Source organism: Streptomyces sp. NPDC007872 (genome assembly GCF_042868165.1).
In the GTDB taxonomy this organism is placed as follows: domain Bacteria; phylum Actinomycetota; class Actinomycetes; order Streptomycetales; family Streptomycetaceae; genus Streptomyces.
The window spans coordinates 237,429-252,156 of sequence record NZ_JBIAEA010000001.1; the positions used below are offsets into that span (position 1 = coordinate 237,429).

At 74.0% G+C, this 14,728-nt stretch carries 12 protein-coding genes; 3 read left to right on the top strand and 9 right to left on the bottom strand.

Annotated elements, in window-relative coordinates:
* Nucleotides 1-63: 63 nt before the first annotated feature.
* The 8 genes from ACFYNX_RS01040 to ACFYNX_RS01075 all read right to left on the bottom strand — a co-directional run bounded on the left by ACFYNX_RS01040 (nt 64) and on the right by ACFYNX_RS01075 (nt 10,479).
* On the bottom strand, nt 64-2,406 hold the full coding sequence (locus ACFYNX_RS01040; RefSeq protein WP_388656231.1) for an arylsulfatase: 2,343 nt from the start codon (nt 2,404-2,406) through the stop codon (nt 64-66).
* Nucleotides 2,403-3,368, bottom strand: coding sequence for a formylglycine-generating enzyme family protein (locus tag ACFYNX_RS01045; RefSeq protein ID WP_388656235.1), 966 nt, complete (start codon nt 3,366-3,368; stop codon nt 2,403-2,405). The genes ACFYNX_RS01040 and ACFYNX_RS01045 overlap by 4 nt, the downstream gene beginning before the upstream one ends.
* On the bottom strand, nt 3,365-5,338 hold the full coding sequence (locus ACFYNX_RS01050; protein WP_388656238.1) for an ABC transporter ATP-binding protein: 1,974 nt from the start codon (nt 5,336-5,338) through the stop codon (nt 3,365-3,367). The genes ACFYNX_RS01045 and ACFYNX_RS01050 overlap by 4 nt, the downstream gene beginning before the upstream one ends.
* Nucleotides 5,335-6,192 carry an ABC transporter permease gene (locus ACFYNX_RS01055; protein ID WP_388656241.1) on the bottom strand — a complete coding sequence of 286 codons (858 nt, stop codon included), beginning with the start codon at nt 6,190-6,192 and terminating at the stop codon, nt 5,335-5,337. Before ACFYNX_RS01055 ends, ACFYNX_RS01050 begins: the two co-directional genes overlap by 4 nt.
* A 5-nt stretch (nt 6,193-6,197) precedes the next feature.
* Nucleotides 6,198-7,142 (bottom strand): ABC transporter permease, encoded by a 945-nt coding sequence (locus ACFYNX_RS01060; protein ID WP_365545410.1) that lies wholly within the window; start codon nt 7,140-7,142, stop codon nt 6,198-6,200.
* A gap of 1 nt (nt 7,143) precedes the next feature.
* On the bottom strand, nt 7,144-8,742 hold the full coding sequence (locus ACFYNX_RS01065; protein WP_388656244.1) for an ABC transporter substrate-binding protein: 1,599 nt from the start codon (nt 8,740-8,742) through the stop codon (nt 7,144-7,146).
* Nucleotides 8,743-9,098: 356 nt separating this feature from the next.
* On the bottom strand, nt 9,099-9,170 hold the full coding sequence (locus ACFYNX_RS01070; RefSeq protein WP_313896399.1) for a putative leader peptide: 72 nt from the start codon (nt 9,168-9,170) through the stop codon (nt 9,099-9,101).
* 76 nt (nt 9,171-9,246) lie between these two features.
* Nucleotides 9,247-10,479 carry an ROK family protein gene (locus tag ACFYNX_RS01075; RefSeq protein WP_388656247.1) on the bottom strand — a complete coding sequence of 411 codons (1,233 nt, stop codon included), beginning with the start codon at nt 10,477-10,479 and terminating at the stop codon, nt 9,247-9,249.
* A 581-nt stretch (nt 10,480-11,060) separates the two neighbouring features.
* Between ACFYNX_RS01075 and ACFYNX_RS01080 the strand changes: the two genes are divergently transcribed.
* Together ACFYNX_RS01080 and ACFYNX_RS01085 are read left to right on the top strand one after the other, a co-directional pair.
* Nucleotides 11,061-12,083, top strand: a complete 1,023-nt coding sequence (locus ACFYNX_RS01080) for a TauD/TfdA dioxygenase family protein (protein ID WP_388656250.1) — start codon at nt 11,061-11,063, stop codon at nt 12,081-12,083.
* The gene (locus ACFYNX_RS01085; protein ID WP_388656253.1) at nt 12,080-13,492 is read left to right on the top strand and encodes a sulfatase-like hydrolase/transferase; all 1,413 of its coding nucleotides are present in this window, start codon (nt 12,080-12,082) and stop codon (nt 13,490-13,492) included. The genes ACFYNX_RS01080 and ACFYNX_RS01085 overlap by 4 nt, the downstream gene beginning before the upstream one ends.
* A gap of 52 nt (nt 13,493-13,544) precedes the next feature.
* Here ACFYNX_RS01085 and ACFYNX_RS01090 read toward each other — a convergent pair whose 3' ends face one another.
* Nucleotides 13,545-13,685, bottom strand: a complete 141-nt coding sequence (locus tag ACFYNX_RS01090) for a hypothetical protein (protein WP_388656255.1) — start codon at nt 13,683-13,685, stop codon at nt 13,545-13,547.
* 409 nt (nt 13,686-14,094) lie between these two features.
* On the opposite strand from ACFYNX_RS01090, the gene ACFYNX_RS01095 reads away from it, so the two are divergent.
* Nucleotides 14,095-14,535: an SPW repeat protein gene (locus tag ACFYNX_RS01095; RefSeq protein WP_125658636.1), complete on the top strand. Its 441-nt coding sequence runs from the start codon at nt 14,095-14,097 to the stop codon at nt 14,533-14,535.
* Nucleotides 14,536-14,728 lie beyond the last annotated feature (193 nt).

The window sequence follows — 14,728 nt, forward strand, 5'->3', positions numbered from 1 at the left end:
ATGGTGCCGGACCGCCGTGCCGGACCCGGCCGGGGGGCCTGGGTCCGGCGCGGGGCCGGGTTCCTACTCGAAGGCCGCGGCCGCCTCCTTCAGCGCGGCGGCGACGGCCTCGGGCGCGTCGGGGCCGGGGACGCCGGGCCGGTAGGTGACGGAGCGGAGGCGGCCGGTGAAGCGGAAGGAGCGGTGGCGTTCGTGGAGCGGCCAGGAGACCGGGGACTTGCGGTCGACGCCGACGCTGATGCCCTGGAAGGGGGCCATGCCGATCAGTTGGCGCACGCTGTCGGGCGCGGCCCGGTGCTCGCCGTCGACGGTGACGGCGAACCGCCAGCGCAGGCCCTCCTCGGCGGTGGCGGAGACGAGGATCTCGTGCGGGCCGGGGCCGAGGGGCCCGGCGTCGGTCTCGTGGAGGGTGCCGTACTCGTTGTACGCGAGGACCAGGCGCCCGTCCTCCACGTACAGGCTGTAGCCGCCGCCCTGGTCGCCGTGGGAGACGAGGACCCCGTCGCCGGTCTCCTCGACGGCGACGGCGATCTCGAAGGAGCGCAGGGCGACGAGCCGGGAGGAGCGGTAGCGCTCCAGCTCGGGGGTGCCGGGCAGCAGGGTGAGGGGATGGGTCAGGCGCTGTTCGGCAGGGTTGCGGCGGGCGAGGGCGCCGCTGTGGTCGGGCAGCGGGAAGACGCCGTTGCGCCAGGCGGCCTCCTCCCAGGCGGCCGACAGCTCCTTGACGAGCTCGGGGCGTTCGGCGGCGAGGTCGTGGATCTCGGTGGGGTCGGTCCGGATGTCGTAGAGGGCCCACTCGGAGTCGTCGTAGGGGGTGCCCGGGCGGTGCAGGGTGACGAGCTTGTGGCCGTCGCGGTAGTGGCTGCGGTTGCCGGTCATCTCGCAGTACTGCTCGGGGTGGGTGGAGTCGTGGGCGGGGTCGGCGAGGACGGGGGTGAAGCTGACGCCGTCCGGCTCCTGGAGGGGGACGCCCCGGCGGCTCTCCGGCCGGGCGAGGCCGGCGAGTTCGAGGAGGGTGGGGGCGATGTCGGTGACGTACTGGTACTGGGGACGGAGCCCGGCGGCGAGCCGGCCGTCGCGGACGCCCTCGGGCCAGGACAGGACGAAGGGCACGCGGACGCCGCCGGCGTAGGTGTGGCCCTTGTAGAGGCGGAAGGGGGTGTTGGAGGCCATGCCCCAGCCGCGCGGGTAGTGGACGAGGCTGCGGGGGCCGCCGATCAGCTCGGGGTCGCGGTCGACGTCGGGGTCCCAGTCGCCGGGGAGGCGGGGGTGGTGGACGAAGCGGCTGAAGTAGGAGCGGGTGCCCTCCGCGCCGCCCTCGCCGGTGCCGCCGTTGTCGGAGGTGAAGACGACGATGGTGTTGTCGAGTTCGCCGAGCGCGTCGAGGGTGGCGGTGAGCCGGCCGAGGTTCTGGTCGATGTTGTCGACGAGGGCGGCGTAGACCTCCATGTAGCGGGCGTAGAGCCGCCGCTGTTCCTCGGTGAGGGAGTCCCAGGCGGGCACGTCGAGTCCGGCCTCGCCGTTGCGGGCGGGGAGTTCGGTGCCGGGCGGGAAGAGTCCGGCGGCGATCTGGGCGGCGAAGCGCCGCTCGCGCAGGGCGTCCCAGCCCCCGTCGTAGCGGCCCCGGTGGCGGGCGATGTCCTCGGACCTGGCCTGGAGGGGGCCGTGGACGGCGTTGTGCGCGAGGTAGAGGAAGAAGGGCTTGTCGGGGTCGTGGGCGCGCAGCGACTTCACCATGGAGATCGCCTGGTCGGTGATGTCGTCGGTGTAGTAGTAGTCGTCGGGGAACTCGTCGATGTCGAGCGGGCTGTTGTCCCGGACGAGCTGGTGCGGGTGGAAGAGGCTGGTGAGGCCCTCCAGGACGCCGTAGTACTGGTCGAAGCCCTTCTGGAGCGGCCAGTTGCCCCGGTGGTCGGCGGCGTTGGAGGCGGAGTCGCGGACCAGGTGCCACTTGCCGACGGCGTAGGTGGCGTAGCCGGCGTCGTGGAGGAGTTCGGCGAGGGTGGGGATGTCGTCGGCGATCTCCATGCCGTAGCCGGGGAAGCCGGGGTCGGAGTTGGCGACCATGGCGTAGCCGACGCGGTGCGGGTTGAGGCCGGTGAGCAGGGCGGCGCGGGCCGGCGAGCAGAGCGGCATGGTGTGGTAGTTGGTGAGCCGTACCCCGTCGTCGGCGAGGGCGTCCAGGACCGGGGTGGGGATCTCGGAGCCGAAGGGGCCGATGTCGCTGAAGCCCATGTCGTCGACGAGGACGACGACGATGTTGGGGGCCTTGGCGGGCGGTGCGGTACGGGCGGGCCAGGCGGGTTCGGACTCGGCGAAGGTGCGGCCGACGCGCCCGGCGAAGCCCTCGTAGGGGTCGCGGCGGGGGGCGGTCGGGGCGGTTTCGCCGGGAATTCCGGTGGTCATGCGGGGGCGGGTCCTTCCGGGAGGAGCGAGCGGGCGACGCGGAAGCCGCCGTGGCCGGTCGAGGAGTCGGGCGTGTTGTGGGAGCGGGCGGCGACCCGGTAGCGGTTGCAGTAGGAGGAGTGGCAGAGGTACGAGCCGCCGCGGATGACGCGCTCGGCCGTCTGCGCGGGACCGGTCGGGTCGAAGGCGTCGGCGGGGGCGAAGGCGTCGGCGCACCACTCCCAGACGTTGCCGGAGGTGTTGTAGAGGCCGTGGCCGTTGGGCTCGTAGGCGGTGACGGGGACGGTGCCGACGCGGCCGCCGGGCCGGTCGGAGCGGTGCGGGAAGTCCCCGAGCCAGGTGTTGCACCTCTCCCGGCCGCCGGGGGTGAGGTCGTCGCCCCACGGGTAGCGGGCGCCGTCGAGGCCGCCGCGCGCCGCGTACTCCCATTCGGCCTCGGTGGGCAGCCGGACGCCCGCCCAGGCGCAGTAGGCGAGGGCGTCGTCGTACGAGACGTGCGTGACCGGGTGGTCGGCGCGGCCTTCGAGGTCGGAGCCGGGCCCTTCCGGGGCGTGCCAGGAGGCACCTTCGACGCCGAGCCACCAGGGGGCCTGCGGGACCCGGCCGAGGACGTGGCGTCCGGCGGCGGGGTGGAGCAGGAGGTGGAAGACGAAGGAGGAGCCGAAGCGTTCGGCGTCGGTGCGGTGTCCGGTGGCCTCGACGAACCGCGCGTACCGCTCGTTGGTGACGGCGGTGGCGCCGATCGCGAAGGGGGCGACGGTCACCTCCCGCACGGGTCCCTCGTGGTCGGCGGGGTAGCCCTCGCCGAAGGAGTCGCCCATGCGGAAGGTGCCGCCGGCCAGGTCGAGCAGGGCCTGGTCCGGCGGGGCGGTCCGTACGGCCGGCAGGGGCAGCAGCTCGGCGGAGGCCGGGTGGCCGCCCCCGCCCGCGCAGGTGCGGCCGGGGGTGCAGCAGGCGCTCACGCGGACACCGCCTCCGCCGCCGCGGGCACGGGCGCGGCCGTGAGCGGTACGGGTTCGGGCGCGGCGGCGAGCAGTGCGCGGGTGTAGGGGTCGCGGGGCCGCTCGCACAGCTCGTCGGCGGCGCCGGTCTCCACGATCCGGCCCTCGTGCATCACGGCGATGCGGTGGCTGACCTGGCGGACCACGGCCAGGTCGTGGGCGATGAAGACGAGGGCGAGGCCCAGGTCGCGCTGGAGGTCGGTGAGGAGGCCGACGATCTGCGCCTGCACGGACACGTCGAGCGCCGAGACGGGTTCGTCGCAGATGAGGACGGACGGCTCCGGGGCGAGCGCGCGGGCGATGCCGATGCGCTGGCGCTGGCCGCCGGAGAAGGAGCGCGGGTGCCGGCCGGCGGCGGCCGGGTCGAGGCCGACGAGGCGGAGGAGCTCCGCGACGCGGTCGGCCCGCTCGGCCGGGGCGCCGATGCCGAAGGCCCGCAGCGGCTCGGCGACGATCTCGCCGACGCTCATGCGGGGGTTGAGGGAGGCGTACGGGTCCTGGAAGACCATCTGGACGCGGCGGCGCACGGCGTGCAGCTCGGCGCGCCCGGGGCGGGTGACGTCCCGGCCGTCGAGGAGGATCCGGCCGCCGTCGGAGGGGTGGGCGTGGGCGAGGACCCGGGCGAGGGTGGACTTGCCGGAGCCGGATTCGCCGACGATGCCGAGGGTCTCCCCCGCCGCGAGGGTCAGGGAGACGTCGTCGAGGGCGGTGAAGGTGCGGCGGCCCCGGCCCCGGTAGGTCTTGCGGAGCCCCTCGGCGGCCAGGACGACGGCGCCGGGCGCGGGCCGGTCGATCCGGGCGGGCGGCGGGGGCGGCGGCAGCGGCTCGGACCGTTCGGCGGCGGGCAGGCAGGCCGCGCGGACGGTGTCGGTGAGGGCGACGAGCGGGGGCGCGGTCGTGTGGCAGTGGTCCTCGGCGAGGGCGCAGCGGGCGGCGAACGCGCAGCCGGCGAGGGGCAGGGAGAGGTCGGGCGGGGTGCCGGGGATGCCGGTGAGGCGGGTGCCGGAGGGCGCGGAGAGCCGGGGCACGGCGGCGAGGAGGCCGGCGGTGTAGGGGTGCCGGGGGCGGGCGAGGACCTCGGCGGTGGGGCCGTCCTCGACGACGGTGCCGCCGTACATGACGAGGACGCGTTCGCAGGCGCGGGCGACCACGCCCATGTTGTGGGTGATGAGGACGAGGGCGGTGCCGGTGGTACGGGTGAGGTCGCCGAGGAGGGTGAGGATCTGGTCCTGGACGGTGGCGTCGAGGGCGGTGGTGGGCTCGTCGGCGAGGAGGACGTCGGGTTCGCCGGCGAGGGCCATGGCGATGAGGACGCGCTGGCGCTGGCCGCCGGAGAACTGGTGGGGGTGGTCGTCGAGGCGGCGCTCGGGGTCGGGGATGCCGACGAGGCGCAGGAGTTCGACGGCGCGGGCGCGGCGGGCGGCCTTGTCGCGACGGGTGCTTCCGGGGCGGCGGGGGCGGCCGGGGCTCTCGGAGCGGCCGGGGTCTCCGGAGCCGTCGGCCGTCTTGTCGGTACTGGTGGCGGTACTGGTGCCGTTCGCGGTCCTGCCGTTCCGGTCGCCGTGCGCCCTGAGCACCTCGTCGAGGTGGCGGCCGATGCTGAGGACGGGGTTCAGGGCCGTCATCGGGTCCTGGAAGATCATGCCGATCCGTGCGCCGCGCACCTCCCGCAGCCGGTCCTCCGTGGCCGTGGCGAGGTCCTCCCCGTCGAGGAGGACGGAACCGCCGGTGATCCGGCCGGTGCCGGGCAGCATCCGGAGCAGGGCCAGGGCGGTGGTGGACTTCCCGGAGCCGGACTCGCCGACGACGGCGAGCGTCTCGCCCCTGCGGAGGGTGAAGGAGACGTCCCGCACGGCGTGCAGGGGCCGGCCGTCGGGGGTGGTGAACCCCACGTCCAAGCCCTGGACTTCGAGGAGCGGAGGGGTGGTCATCGGCGTATCTCCCGGTTCAGTGCCTCGGCGGTCAGGGAGAGGCCGAGGACGAGCGCGGTCACGGTCACGAGCGGTCCGGCGGCGAAGTGCGGGGCCTGGGCCAGATAGGGCATGGACTGGCTGAGGACGGCGCCGAGGGTGGGCTCGGGCGGCCGGACGCCGACGCCGAGGAAGCTCATGGCGCCTTCGATGAAGACGGCGACGGTGAGGGAGACGGCGATCTGGACGACGAGCGGGTCGGCGGCGTTGGGCAGGACGTGCCGGGTGAGGATCCGGCCGCCGGAGGAGCCGCCGACGCGGGCGGCCGTCACGTACTCCCGGCCGCGCTGGACGAGGATCCCGGTGCGCAGCAGCCGTCCGAAGACGGGGATCTCGGCCAGGGCGATCACGATGATCACGGGCAGTCGGCCGGGGCCGAGGATCGCCGTGATGGCGAGCGCCAGGATCAGTCCCGGGAAGGCCAGGATCAGGTCGAAGGCGCGCTGGACGACGGTGTCGGCGATCGGGTGCGCGGCGGCGGCCAGGGCGAAGAGGCAGCCGAGGAGCGCGCCGAGCGGCACGGCGATCGCGATGATGCCGAGGTCCGCGCGGATGCCGTGGAGCAGCCGGGAGAGCAGGTCGCGGCCGAGGTCGTCGGTGCCGAGCGGGTGTCCCGGGGTGCCGGGGCCGGCGAGCGTCAGACCGCTCTGGTCGGTGGGGCCGTGGCCGGCGAGCAGCGGGGCGAGGAGTCCGGCGAGGACGACCAGGCCGACGAGGACGAGTCCGGTGCGGCCGCGGGCGGTGGCGAGGGCGGCCCGGTAGGGGTGGCGGGGCCGGCGCGCGAGGGGCGGTGCGGCCTTCGTGAGGGTGGTCATGGCGGTCACTCCCACCTGATCCGGGGGTCGAGCCAGGCGTGGACGAGGTCGGTGAGCAGTTGGACGAGGACGAAGACGGTGACGAGGAGGAGCAGGAGGTCCTGGACGACGGGGTAGTCCCGGCGGACCAGGGCCTGTTCGGCGAGCTGGCCGAGGCCGGGCCAGGCGAAGATCGCCTCGACGAGGACGGCGCCGCCGAGGAGGTTGCCGGTCTGCATGCCGAGGAGGGTGACGACGGGCGGGAGCGCGTTCGGCAGGGCGTGGCGCCACAGCAGCCGGCGGGGGGCGATGCCGGCGGCGGTGGCGGTGCGGACGTAGTCCTCGCCCAGGGCGCGTTCGATGCCGTCCTTGAGGTAGCGGCCGAGGACGGCGGCGCTGGGCAGGGCGAGGCAGAGGGCGGGCAGCAGCAGGTACTGGACGCCCAGGTCGGGTGCGGTGAGGAGGGGGACGCGGCCGCCCGGGGGCAGGACGCCCAGGAGGACGGAGAAGAGGAGGACGAGGAGGACGCCGGTGACGAAGGGCGGCACGGCGAGGGCGCCGGTGGTGACGACCCGTACGGCGGTGCGCACCCAGCGGCTGCGGGAGGTGGCGCCGAGGATGCCGAAGACGGCACCGAGGACGACGACGAACAGCAGGGCGGCGAGGGTGAGTTCGACGGTGGCGCCGAGGCCGTCGCCGATCAGGTCGGCGGTCTGTCCGCCGATCGCGTAGGACGGCCCGAGGTCGCCGGTGAGGAGGTCGCCGAGCCACCGGAGGTACTGGGCGGGCAGGGGTTCGTCGAGGCCGAGGCGCGCCCGGATGGCGGCCTCGGTCTCGGCGCTCGCGTCGGGTCCGGCGAGGACGGCCGCCGGGTCTCCGGGGACGAGCCGGAGGACGGCGAAGGCGACGAAGGAGGCGACGAGGAGGACGAGGAGCGCGGAGGGGATCCTCCGCAGCAGGTAGCCGCGCATCTCAGCCCGCCAGGTGGGCGTCGTCGAGGTTGAGGTAGGCGAACTTGTTGAGGGTGACGCCGTGCAGCTTCTTGGCGGCGACCTGGACGGAGCCCCGGATGACGAGGTCGATGATGAACGCCTCGTCGAGGAGGGTGTCGGTGATCTGCTGCCGCAGGGCGTTGGCGCGGGCGCCGGTCTCGGGGGTGGTCCAGGCCTCGCGGACGACCTTGGTGTAGGCGGCGGAGCGGAACCTGGAGGTGTTCTTGGCCTCGTTGAAGGGATAGGCGCTGACGGCCAGGGTGGAGGGCTGGACCTGGGCGAAGCCGTGGCTCATGGTCCAGAGGCCGGGCATGGACTGGGAGATGAGGTTCTTCTGGGCGGTGGCCGGGTCGGTCGGTTCGAGGGTGACCTGGACGCCGATCTGCTTGAGGTCGTACTGGATGGCCTCGGCCACCGCGGTGTCGCCGGGCAGGTTGATGTGGAGGAGCGGCAGGTCGAGCTTGGTGTGGCCGGCGGACTTGAGGAGTTCGCGGGCCTTGCCCGGGTCGTAGGTGTAGTGGGTGCGGCCGGCCTCGCTGAAGGCGGGCGAGGACTTGGGCCAGGGGGTGGCGGAGGCGAGTCCGTAGCCGCCGAGGACCTGCTTGAGGATCCGCTCGCGGTCGACGCCCCAGGCGAGGGCCTGCCGGACGGTCTTGTCGTTCAGCGGGGCGACGGTGGTGTTGACGCCGAGGTAGTGGGCGCCGCCGCCGGTGGCGTACTCGCTGATGGCGAGCTCGGGGTCGGCGGCGAGGACGGCGAGGTTCCGGCCGGGGACGCCGTAGGAGAGCTGGCTCTGGCCGGTGCGCAGGGAGGAGAGGAGGGCGTCGGCCTGGGCGATGACGCGGAACTCGACGGCGTCCAGGTAGGGGCGGTCGGGCTGCCAGTACTTCTCGTTGCGGGTGAAGCCGAGGCCGGTGCCGGGGCTCCACTTGGTGAGCTTGAAGGGGCCGGTGCCGTTGAGCTTCCTGCCGGCGACGGCGTCCTCGACGCTGTTCCGGTCGGTGATGATCATGAACTCGAAGAGGTCGAACAGGTTGTTGACCGGGTGGGCGAGCGTGAGGACGAGTTCGTGGTCACCGCGCTTCTCGAAGCCGGTGATCGCGGCGGCGGTGGCCCTCAACTGGGCGGCGCGCAGCGGGTTCTGGAGGTTCTTCACCGCGAAGATCACGTCGTCGGCGGTGAAGGGCCGGCCGTCGTGGTAGGTGACGCCGGTGCGCAGCTTGAGGGTGATGGAGCGGCCGTCCTCGGCGTAGTCCCAGGAGGTGGCGAGCTCCGGCTGCGGCTGCAACCGGTCGTCGTAGCGGACGAGGGTGTTGTAGACGAGCCGCTGCTGGAGCGACTGGCTGCTCTGGGCGAAGAGCAGGCTGGGCGTGAAGTCCGAGTTGACGGCGACGGTGAGGGTGCCCCCGCGCCGGGGCTCCGCGGTCGCCTCGGCGCCGGGCGCCGGGGACTCGGCCTCGGAGACCGCCGAGCGGCAGCCCGCCAGGCCGAGCCCGAGCAGCAGGGTGCCGCCGCCCGCGGCGCGCAGGGTGGTGCGCCGGGAGAGGGCGGTGGGCGTGGTGGGGTACAGCTCGGTCATCGATGCCTGCCTGTGAAAGGGGTGGAGGTCCGCGGGGTGCGCGGATTTCCTTCCGCTGCGGAAGGAAGGAACCACGACGGGGTGGAGAGGGGTGCGCGGATCCGGGTACGGGGATGCGGAAGCACGCGGAACCGGGTGCGGAGCGGTGCGGAGGATCACGGCGACGGGGACCGGGGGTCACGGAGCCGGTGGAGGCTTCGGCCCCCTCGCGTCACGGAGCCGTGGTGGCGCGTCCGGCCGGCGGGCGGAACGTCGGGGCGCTCGCCGGCCGTCGGTGACGGGGGTGCGGCGGGCGGCCCGGGGCCTGCGGGGCCGGTACGGGAGCGGTGCGGCCGGTGCGACGACCGGCGCCGGGGTCAGGCGCGGACGGCACAGACCGCGCTGGCCTGTCGACAGAGGTCGACGTGCCTGCGGGAGATGAGGCGCATGTCCGGATTCACGGGAGCAATATGACAGCGGCTTCGCGCAGTGGTCAACCGGCGTTGACCGCATTCCGAGACGACATCAGTCGTCCGCCCCTGCCGGCAGGAGCTCTTCGATGGTCTCAAGAGGCCTCCTGAACAGGGGGTTCAGCAGAACCGTGCCCGCCGCGACGGGCAGTGTGGCCGGTCCGGCATGTGGACTGACGATGCGTTCGGGGTCTCCGCAGACGTGCGAGAGGTCGATCGCGGCCCCCCGGATCTCCTCCAGGTAGTCCGGTTCGATGACGCTGGCCTGCTCGGTCACGACGACCAGGTCGGGGTTGAGCACGTCGAGCAGGAGCGCCACCGCGCGGCCGACCGCGCGGGCCCGTTCGCGCAGCAGCCGGTCGGCGCGCCGGTCCCCGGCCGCCGCCGCGTCCACCACCAGGGAGGTGTCGGGCTCGGGCACGATGCCGCGGCGCACGGCGGTGCGCCCGAGGGCGGTGTTCGACGCGGTCGCCTCCAGGCAGCCCGAACGCCCGCAGGGGCAGGGGGCCGTGGAGTCCGGTACGGGCAGGTGCGCCACGTCGCCGGCCGCCGCCCCGGGCCCCTGGTGCACGACCCCGGCGAGTCCGACGGCCGCGTCGACGACGTTGCCGACGAAGAGGTGCACGAGGCTGCGGCGGGCGGCGGGCCGGCCGAAGAGGATCTCCGACTGGGCGATGGAGCGGGCGTGGTTGTCCAGGCGCACGGTCCGTCCGCCGAGGCCGCGGGCGAGTTCGGCGGCGAGCGGCCGGCGGCGCCAGCCGAGGGCGTCGTGCCGGACCACCACCCCTTCGGCCGGGTCCACCCAGCCGCCGATCGCGGCGCCGACCCCGAGCAGGGGGCGACCCCGGGTGTGCTCGTCGAGGAAGCCCCGCAGCTCGCGGGCGAGTTCCCCGGGCAGGGCGTCCGGCGCGATGCCCTCGTGCGCGTGGGTGTGGCGGGCCAGGACCCGGCCGCGCAGGTCGACGAGGGCGAAGGTCGAACCGGGCACGCCGAGGTGGACGCCGCCGACGACGGGTCCTCCGGTGACGCCGACGTGCAGGTCGACGGGGATCTGGGGCCGCCCCACTCCCCCGCCCCCGGCGAGTTCGGGCAGCTCGCGCAGGAGGCCGAGCCGGGTGAGGTCGGTGGCCTGGCGCGAGACGGCGGCGGGACTGAGGCCGGAGAGCCGGGCGACGGCGCCGCGGGCGACCGGTCCGTGGTCGAGGACGGTCCGCAGGACGGTGGCGGCGTTCGTCTCGCGTCTGCCGTCACCGGCCATCCGGGAGCCGTGCGGGGTGCTCGTGGTCATGGGTACCTCTCCGGTCACTGTTGCGGCGGTGTGAAATCCCGGGCGGTCGCCGGCGCGGCCGTCCTGCGCCGTCCGATACCGGCCGCGTTCCCCTTCCGGAAGGGGAACATCGCTGGTCACGTGGGGTTCTGCGGGGTGGGGGAGGCCGGATCGGCGGCGCCGGGCAGGCGCCGATTCAACCACCGGGGGCGGCGGTTCGGGGAGCGGACGGGCGCTTGACGCGCGGCGGCGGCCGCTGCGAGGCTCCGGGACATGTTCGCGACCCCCTCCTGTCCCGCCCTCCGCGGCGCCTGACCCTCGCGACTCCTCGCGCGACCGGTCCGCCGGTCCCGCCCCCGTGGTCCGGCCCTTCCGGATCCGCCGCGTCCGAACAGCGTCCTCCCGCACCCGGTCCGCACCGTCCCGGTCCGCACCGCTCCGGGCCCTTCACCCCGCTCCGCAGGCCCGGACGGCGCGTACGCACGACGGACGCGCACGTCCATACCGACCCCTCCGTCGGCTCATTACTTCCTCTCCGAGATTAATTGCTCCGGACCCGCTCCGGGGCTCCTGAACTCCCGCACTTCCCGAAAGGACACGTCATGTCGACCACCACCTCCCCCGACGTCCGGAAGATCACCGTCCAGAAGGTCGGCGGCCGCCTCGGCGCCGTCATCTCCGGCGTCCGCCTCGGCGGCGACCTGCCCGCCGAGACCGTCGCCGAGATCCGCGCCGCGCTCCTGGCGCACAAGGTCGTCTTCTTCCGGGACCAGGGCCACCTGGACGAGGAGGCGCAGGAGGCGTTCGGCCGGCTCCTCGGCACGCCCGTCGCCCACCCCACCGTCCCCTCCGCCGACGGCCGTTACTCCTTCCCGATCGACTCGGACTACGGCGGCCGGGCCAACCAGTGGCACAGCGACGTGACGTTCGTCCCGGCCTACCCCGCCTTCTCGATCCTCCGCGCGATCGTCATCCCGCCGTACGGCGGCAACACCCTGTGGGCGAACACGGCGACCGCGTACGAGAACCTCCCCGAGTCGCTGCGGAAGCTGGCCGACGGCCTGCGGGCGGTGCACTCCAACGACTACGACTACGCGGCCCTGCGCCCCGGCACCCTGCCCGAACAGCTCGTGCGCTTCCGCGAGGTCTTCGCCTCGACGAAGTTCCTGACCGAGCACCCGGTCGTGCGGGTCCACCCGGAGACCGGTGAGCGGACCCTGCTGCTCGGCAACTTCGTCCAGCGGATCAGCGGTCTGACCGGCGCCGACTCCCGGGACCTGTTCGCCCTCTTCCAGCGGCACGTGGAGCGCCCGGAGAACACCGTCCGCTGGCAGTGGCAGGTCGGCGACGTCGCCATCTGGGACAACCGCGCCACCCAGCACTACGGCGTGGACGACTCCGACGACCACGACCGCAAGCTGCGCCGGGTGACCATCGACGGCGACGTGCCGGTCGGCGTGGACGGGCGCTCCTCGGTGCTGCTCGCGCCCGAGTCCGTGCCGGACCCGGCGTTCGGCATCGCCTCCGGCGCCTCGACGACGGACGCGGCGGGCACGGCGGACGGCGCGGCTGGCGGTACGGCTGCCGGTACGGCTGCCGGTGCGGCGGAGACCGCCGCCGTATGACGAACGTCCCGCCCCGGGTGATCGTGGTCCTCACCGACCAGCAGCGGTGGGACACCACGGGCGTCCACGGCAATCCGGCGGGGGTGACCCCCGAGTTCGACCGGCTGGCCCGCGAGGGCACGCTGGTCGAGCGGGCGATCACCCCCAACCCGGTCTGCGCGCCCGCCCGTTCGGCGTTGCAGACCGGCCGCTGGCCGACCTCCACCGGGGTCTTCCGCAACGGCCTCCCGCTGCCGGAGGACGTCCCCACCCTCGCCTCGGTCCTCGGCGCGGCGGGGTACGCGACCGGTTACATCGGCAAGTGGCACCTGGCCGGCGAGGAGAACCCGGACGGCCCCGTGCCGCCCGGGCGCCGGGGCGGCTACGCGCACTGGCTGGCCTCGGACCGGCTGGAGTTCACCTCGGACGCGTACCGCACGGTGGTCCACGACGAGGAGGGCGAGCCGGTCCGGCTGCCGGGCTACCGCTCGGACGCCCTCGTCGACGCGGCGATCCGGTTCGTCGCCGACCACCACGACCGGCCGTTCCTGCTCTTCCTCTCGCTGCTCGAACCGCACCACCAGAACCCGACGGACGACTACCCGGCCCCCGCCGGGTACCGGGAGCGGTACGAGGGCCGCTGGCTGCCGCCCGACCTCGCCGCGCTGAGCCCCGGCGCCCCGCACGGCGGCGCGCACCGGCACGTCGGCGGCTACCTCGGGCAGGTCAAGCGGGTGGACGAGGGGGTGGGCCGGCTCCGGGACGCGCTGCGCTCCCTGGGCATCGAGGACGACACGGTCCTCGCCTGGACCGCCGACCACGGTTCCCACTTCCGTACGCGGAACTCCGAGTACAAGCGGTCGGCGCACGACTCCTCGGTGCGGGTGCCGTGGGCGCTGACCGGCCCCGGCTTCCGGGGCGGCGGCCTGGTCCGGCGGCCGGTGTCCACGGCCGACCTGATGCCGACGCTGGTCGAGGCGGTGGGGCTCGACGTGCCCGAGGGGGTGCAGGGCCGGTCGCTGCTGCCGCTGGTCGGCGGCGGGACGGACCCGGACCGTCCCGAGTCGGTCTTCGTCCAGATCAGCGAGGACCAGGTCGGCCGGGCGGTGCGGACCGAGCGGTGGAAGTACGTGGTGTCGGCGCCGCCCGGGACCGACGCCTGGCGCGAGCCGGCGGCCGGCCGCTACCGGGAGACCGAGCTGTACGACCTGGCCTCCGACCCGTACGAACTGGAGAACCTGGTGGGCCTCGTCTCGCACCGGGAGGTGGCCGACGGACTGCGGGAGGCGCTGGCCGGGTGGCTGCTGCGGGTGGAGGGGGCCGATCCGGTGATCGAACCGGCCGCACCGCGCTCGCTCGACCAGCGGTGCCCGGAGTCCTTCCCGTACGACCGGGTGCCGTGGGAGGGGGTGAGGTTCGGCCACCACTGAGGCGCACGGCCACGGACCGGGCGGACCGAGCGGGCCGGACGAGCCGAGCAGGTCAGGCAGGTTTGGCGTAGTCCCCGAAGCCCGCCCGGTCGAGGACCACGCACGGGTCGTCGCCGAGGACCCACGCGTCGTGACCGGGTTCGACCCGCATGAAGTCGCCGGGTCCGAACTCCTCGGTCTCGCCGTCGTCCATGACGACCTCCAACCGGCCGCCGACGACGTACCCGACGTGCGCGGCCCGGCTCGAACACGGCGCGGCCGACCGGACCGTCCGCGCCGGTCAGCAGGTCCAGCCTGCCCTTGCCGTCCTCGAAGGGACGGGTCTCGTCCGCCGAATCGGAACTTCTCCGCACGATGCCGGTCATCGCCCGCTCCCGGCGCTGGAAGGCCGATTCCCCGAGTTCCCTTCCGGGCTACGCCGGGTCTCCGGCGAACGAGCGGCTCCTTTTGGCGGAACCCGGCACAACCGGTGTCCGAATTCTGTGCACATCCCTCAGGGCCAGAACTACACATAAAGGCCAGATAAGAGCACAATGGAACAGCGGCGCGCATTCGCCGCACACGCGGCCCGACACGCAAGACGCCAGAAGGAGGCGAGTCACATGGCCGACGTCTCTCATCGCCCCGGTGACATCTCGGGACACCCGGACGCGCCGGAAATGCGGGACCGATACGCCCGCATGCTCCAGACCCGAGGTGTGGCGGCGGTCGAGGAGCTCGTGATCCTCGCCGGCGTCTACGCCGCGATCTCCGCGTGGACGGTCCACTTCGCCGCCGCCCGGCCGGAACTCGCCCTCAGCAACCTGGTCGTCGGCATCGCGCTCGCGGTCCTCGGCCTGTGCATGTCGATGGTCCCCGAGCGGTCGCAGGACCTGAACTTCGTGGTCCTGCTGCTGGGCGCGTGGCTGATCGTCTCGCCGTGGGTCGTCTCCCGGGGGCCCGACACGGGCATGATCCTCAGCAACGTCATCACCGGCGCGTGCGTCTGCCTGTTCGCCCTCACCGCCGGCGGACTGCTCATGAGCAAGAGCAAGAGGACGTGACGTCCGGCTCCGCCCCGGCCCCCCGCTGATCCCCGTCCGTGACGGCGGCACCTCGACTCCCAGGAGGTGCCGCCGTTTCCTGTGCCCGCGGGTGAACCGCACCTGGAAGGTAACGAATTGACCCATCCGCTTTCGGCCACATAAGTTCTGCGTAAAGCTTGCTCCACAGGGACAGGCTCCTGCTCGCACACCC

What these genes read in the sequence shown, in the direction of transcription:
- ACFYNX_RS01065 (WP_388656244.1), bottom strand. Translation starts at nt 8,742, where the DNA reads ATGACCGAGCTGTACCCCACCACGCCCACCGCCCTCTCCCGGCGCACC.
- ACFYNX_RS01095 (WP_125658636.1), top strand. Translation starts at nt 14,095, where the DNA reads ATGGCCGACGTCTCTCATCGCCCCGGTGACATCTCGGGACACCCGGAC.
- ACFYNX_RS01075 (WP_388656247.1), bottom strand. Translation starts at nt 10,479, where the DNA reads ATGACCACGAGCACCCCGCACGGCTCCCGGATGGCCGGTGACGGCAGA.
- ACFYNX_RS01050 (WP_388656238.1), bottom strand. Translation starts at nt 5,338, where the DNA reads ATGACCACCCCTCCGCTCCTCGAAGTCCAGGGCTTGGACGTGGGGTTC.
- ACFYNX_RS01085 (WP_388656253.1), top strand. Translation starts at nt 12,080, where the DNA reads ATGACGAACGTCCCGCCCCGGGTGATCGTGGTCCTCACCGACCAGCAG.
- ACFYNX_RS01055 (WP_388656241.1), bottom strand. Translation starts at nt 6,192, where the DNA reads ATGACCACCCTCACGAAGGCCGCACCGCCCCTCGCGCGCCGGCCCCGC.
- ACFYNX_RS01090 (WP_388656255.1), bottom strand. Translation starts at nt 13,685, where the DNA reads ATGGACGACGGCGAGACCGAGGAGTTCGGACCCGGCGACTTCATGCGG.
- ACFYNX_RS01080 (WP_388656250.1), top strand. Translation starts at nt 11,061, where the DNA reads ATGTCGACCACCACCTCCCCCGACGTCCGGAAGATCACCGTCCAGAAG.
- ACFYNX_RS01060 (WP_365545410.1), bottom strand. Translation starts at nt 7,142, where the DNA reads ATGCGCGGCTACCTGCTGCGGAGGATCCCCTCCGCGCTCCTCGTCCTC.
- ACFYNX_RS01040 (WP_388656231.1), bottom strand. Translation starts at nt 2,406, where the DNA reads ATGACCACCGGAATTCCCGGCGAAACCGCCCCGACCGCCCCCCGCCGC.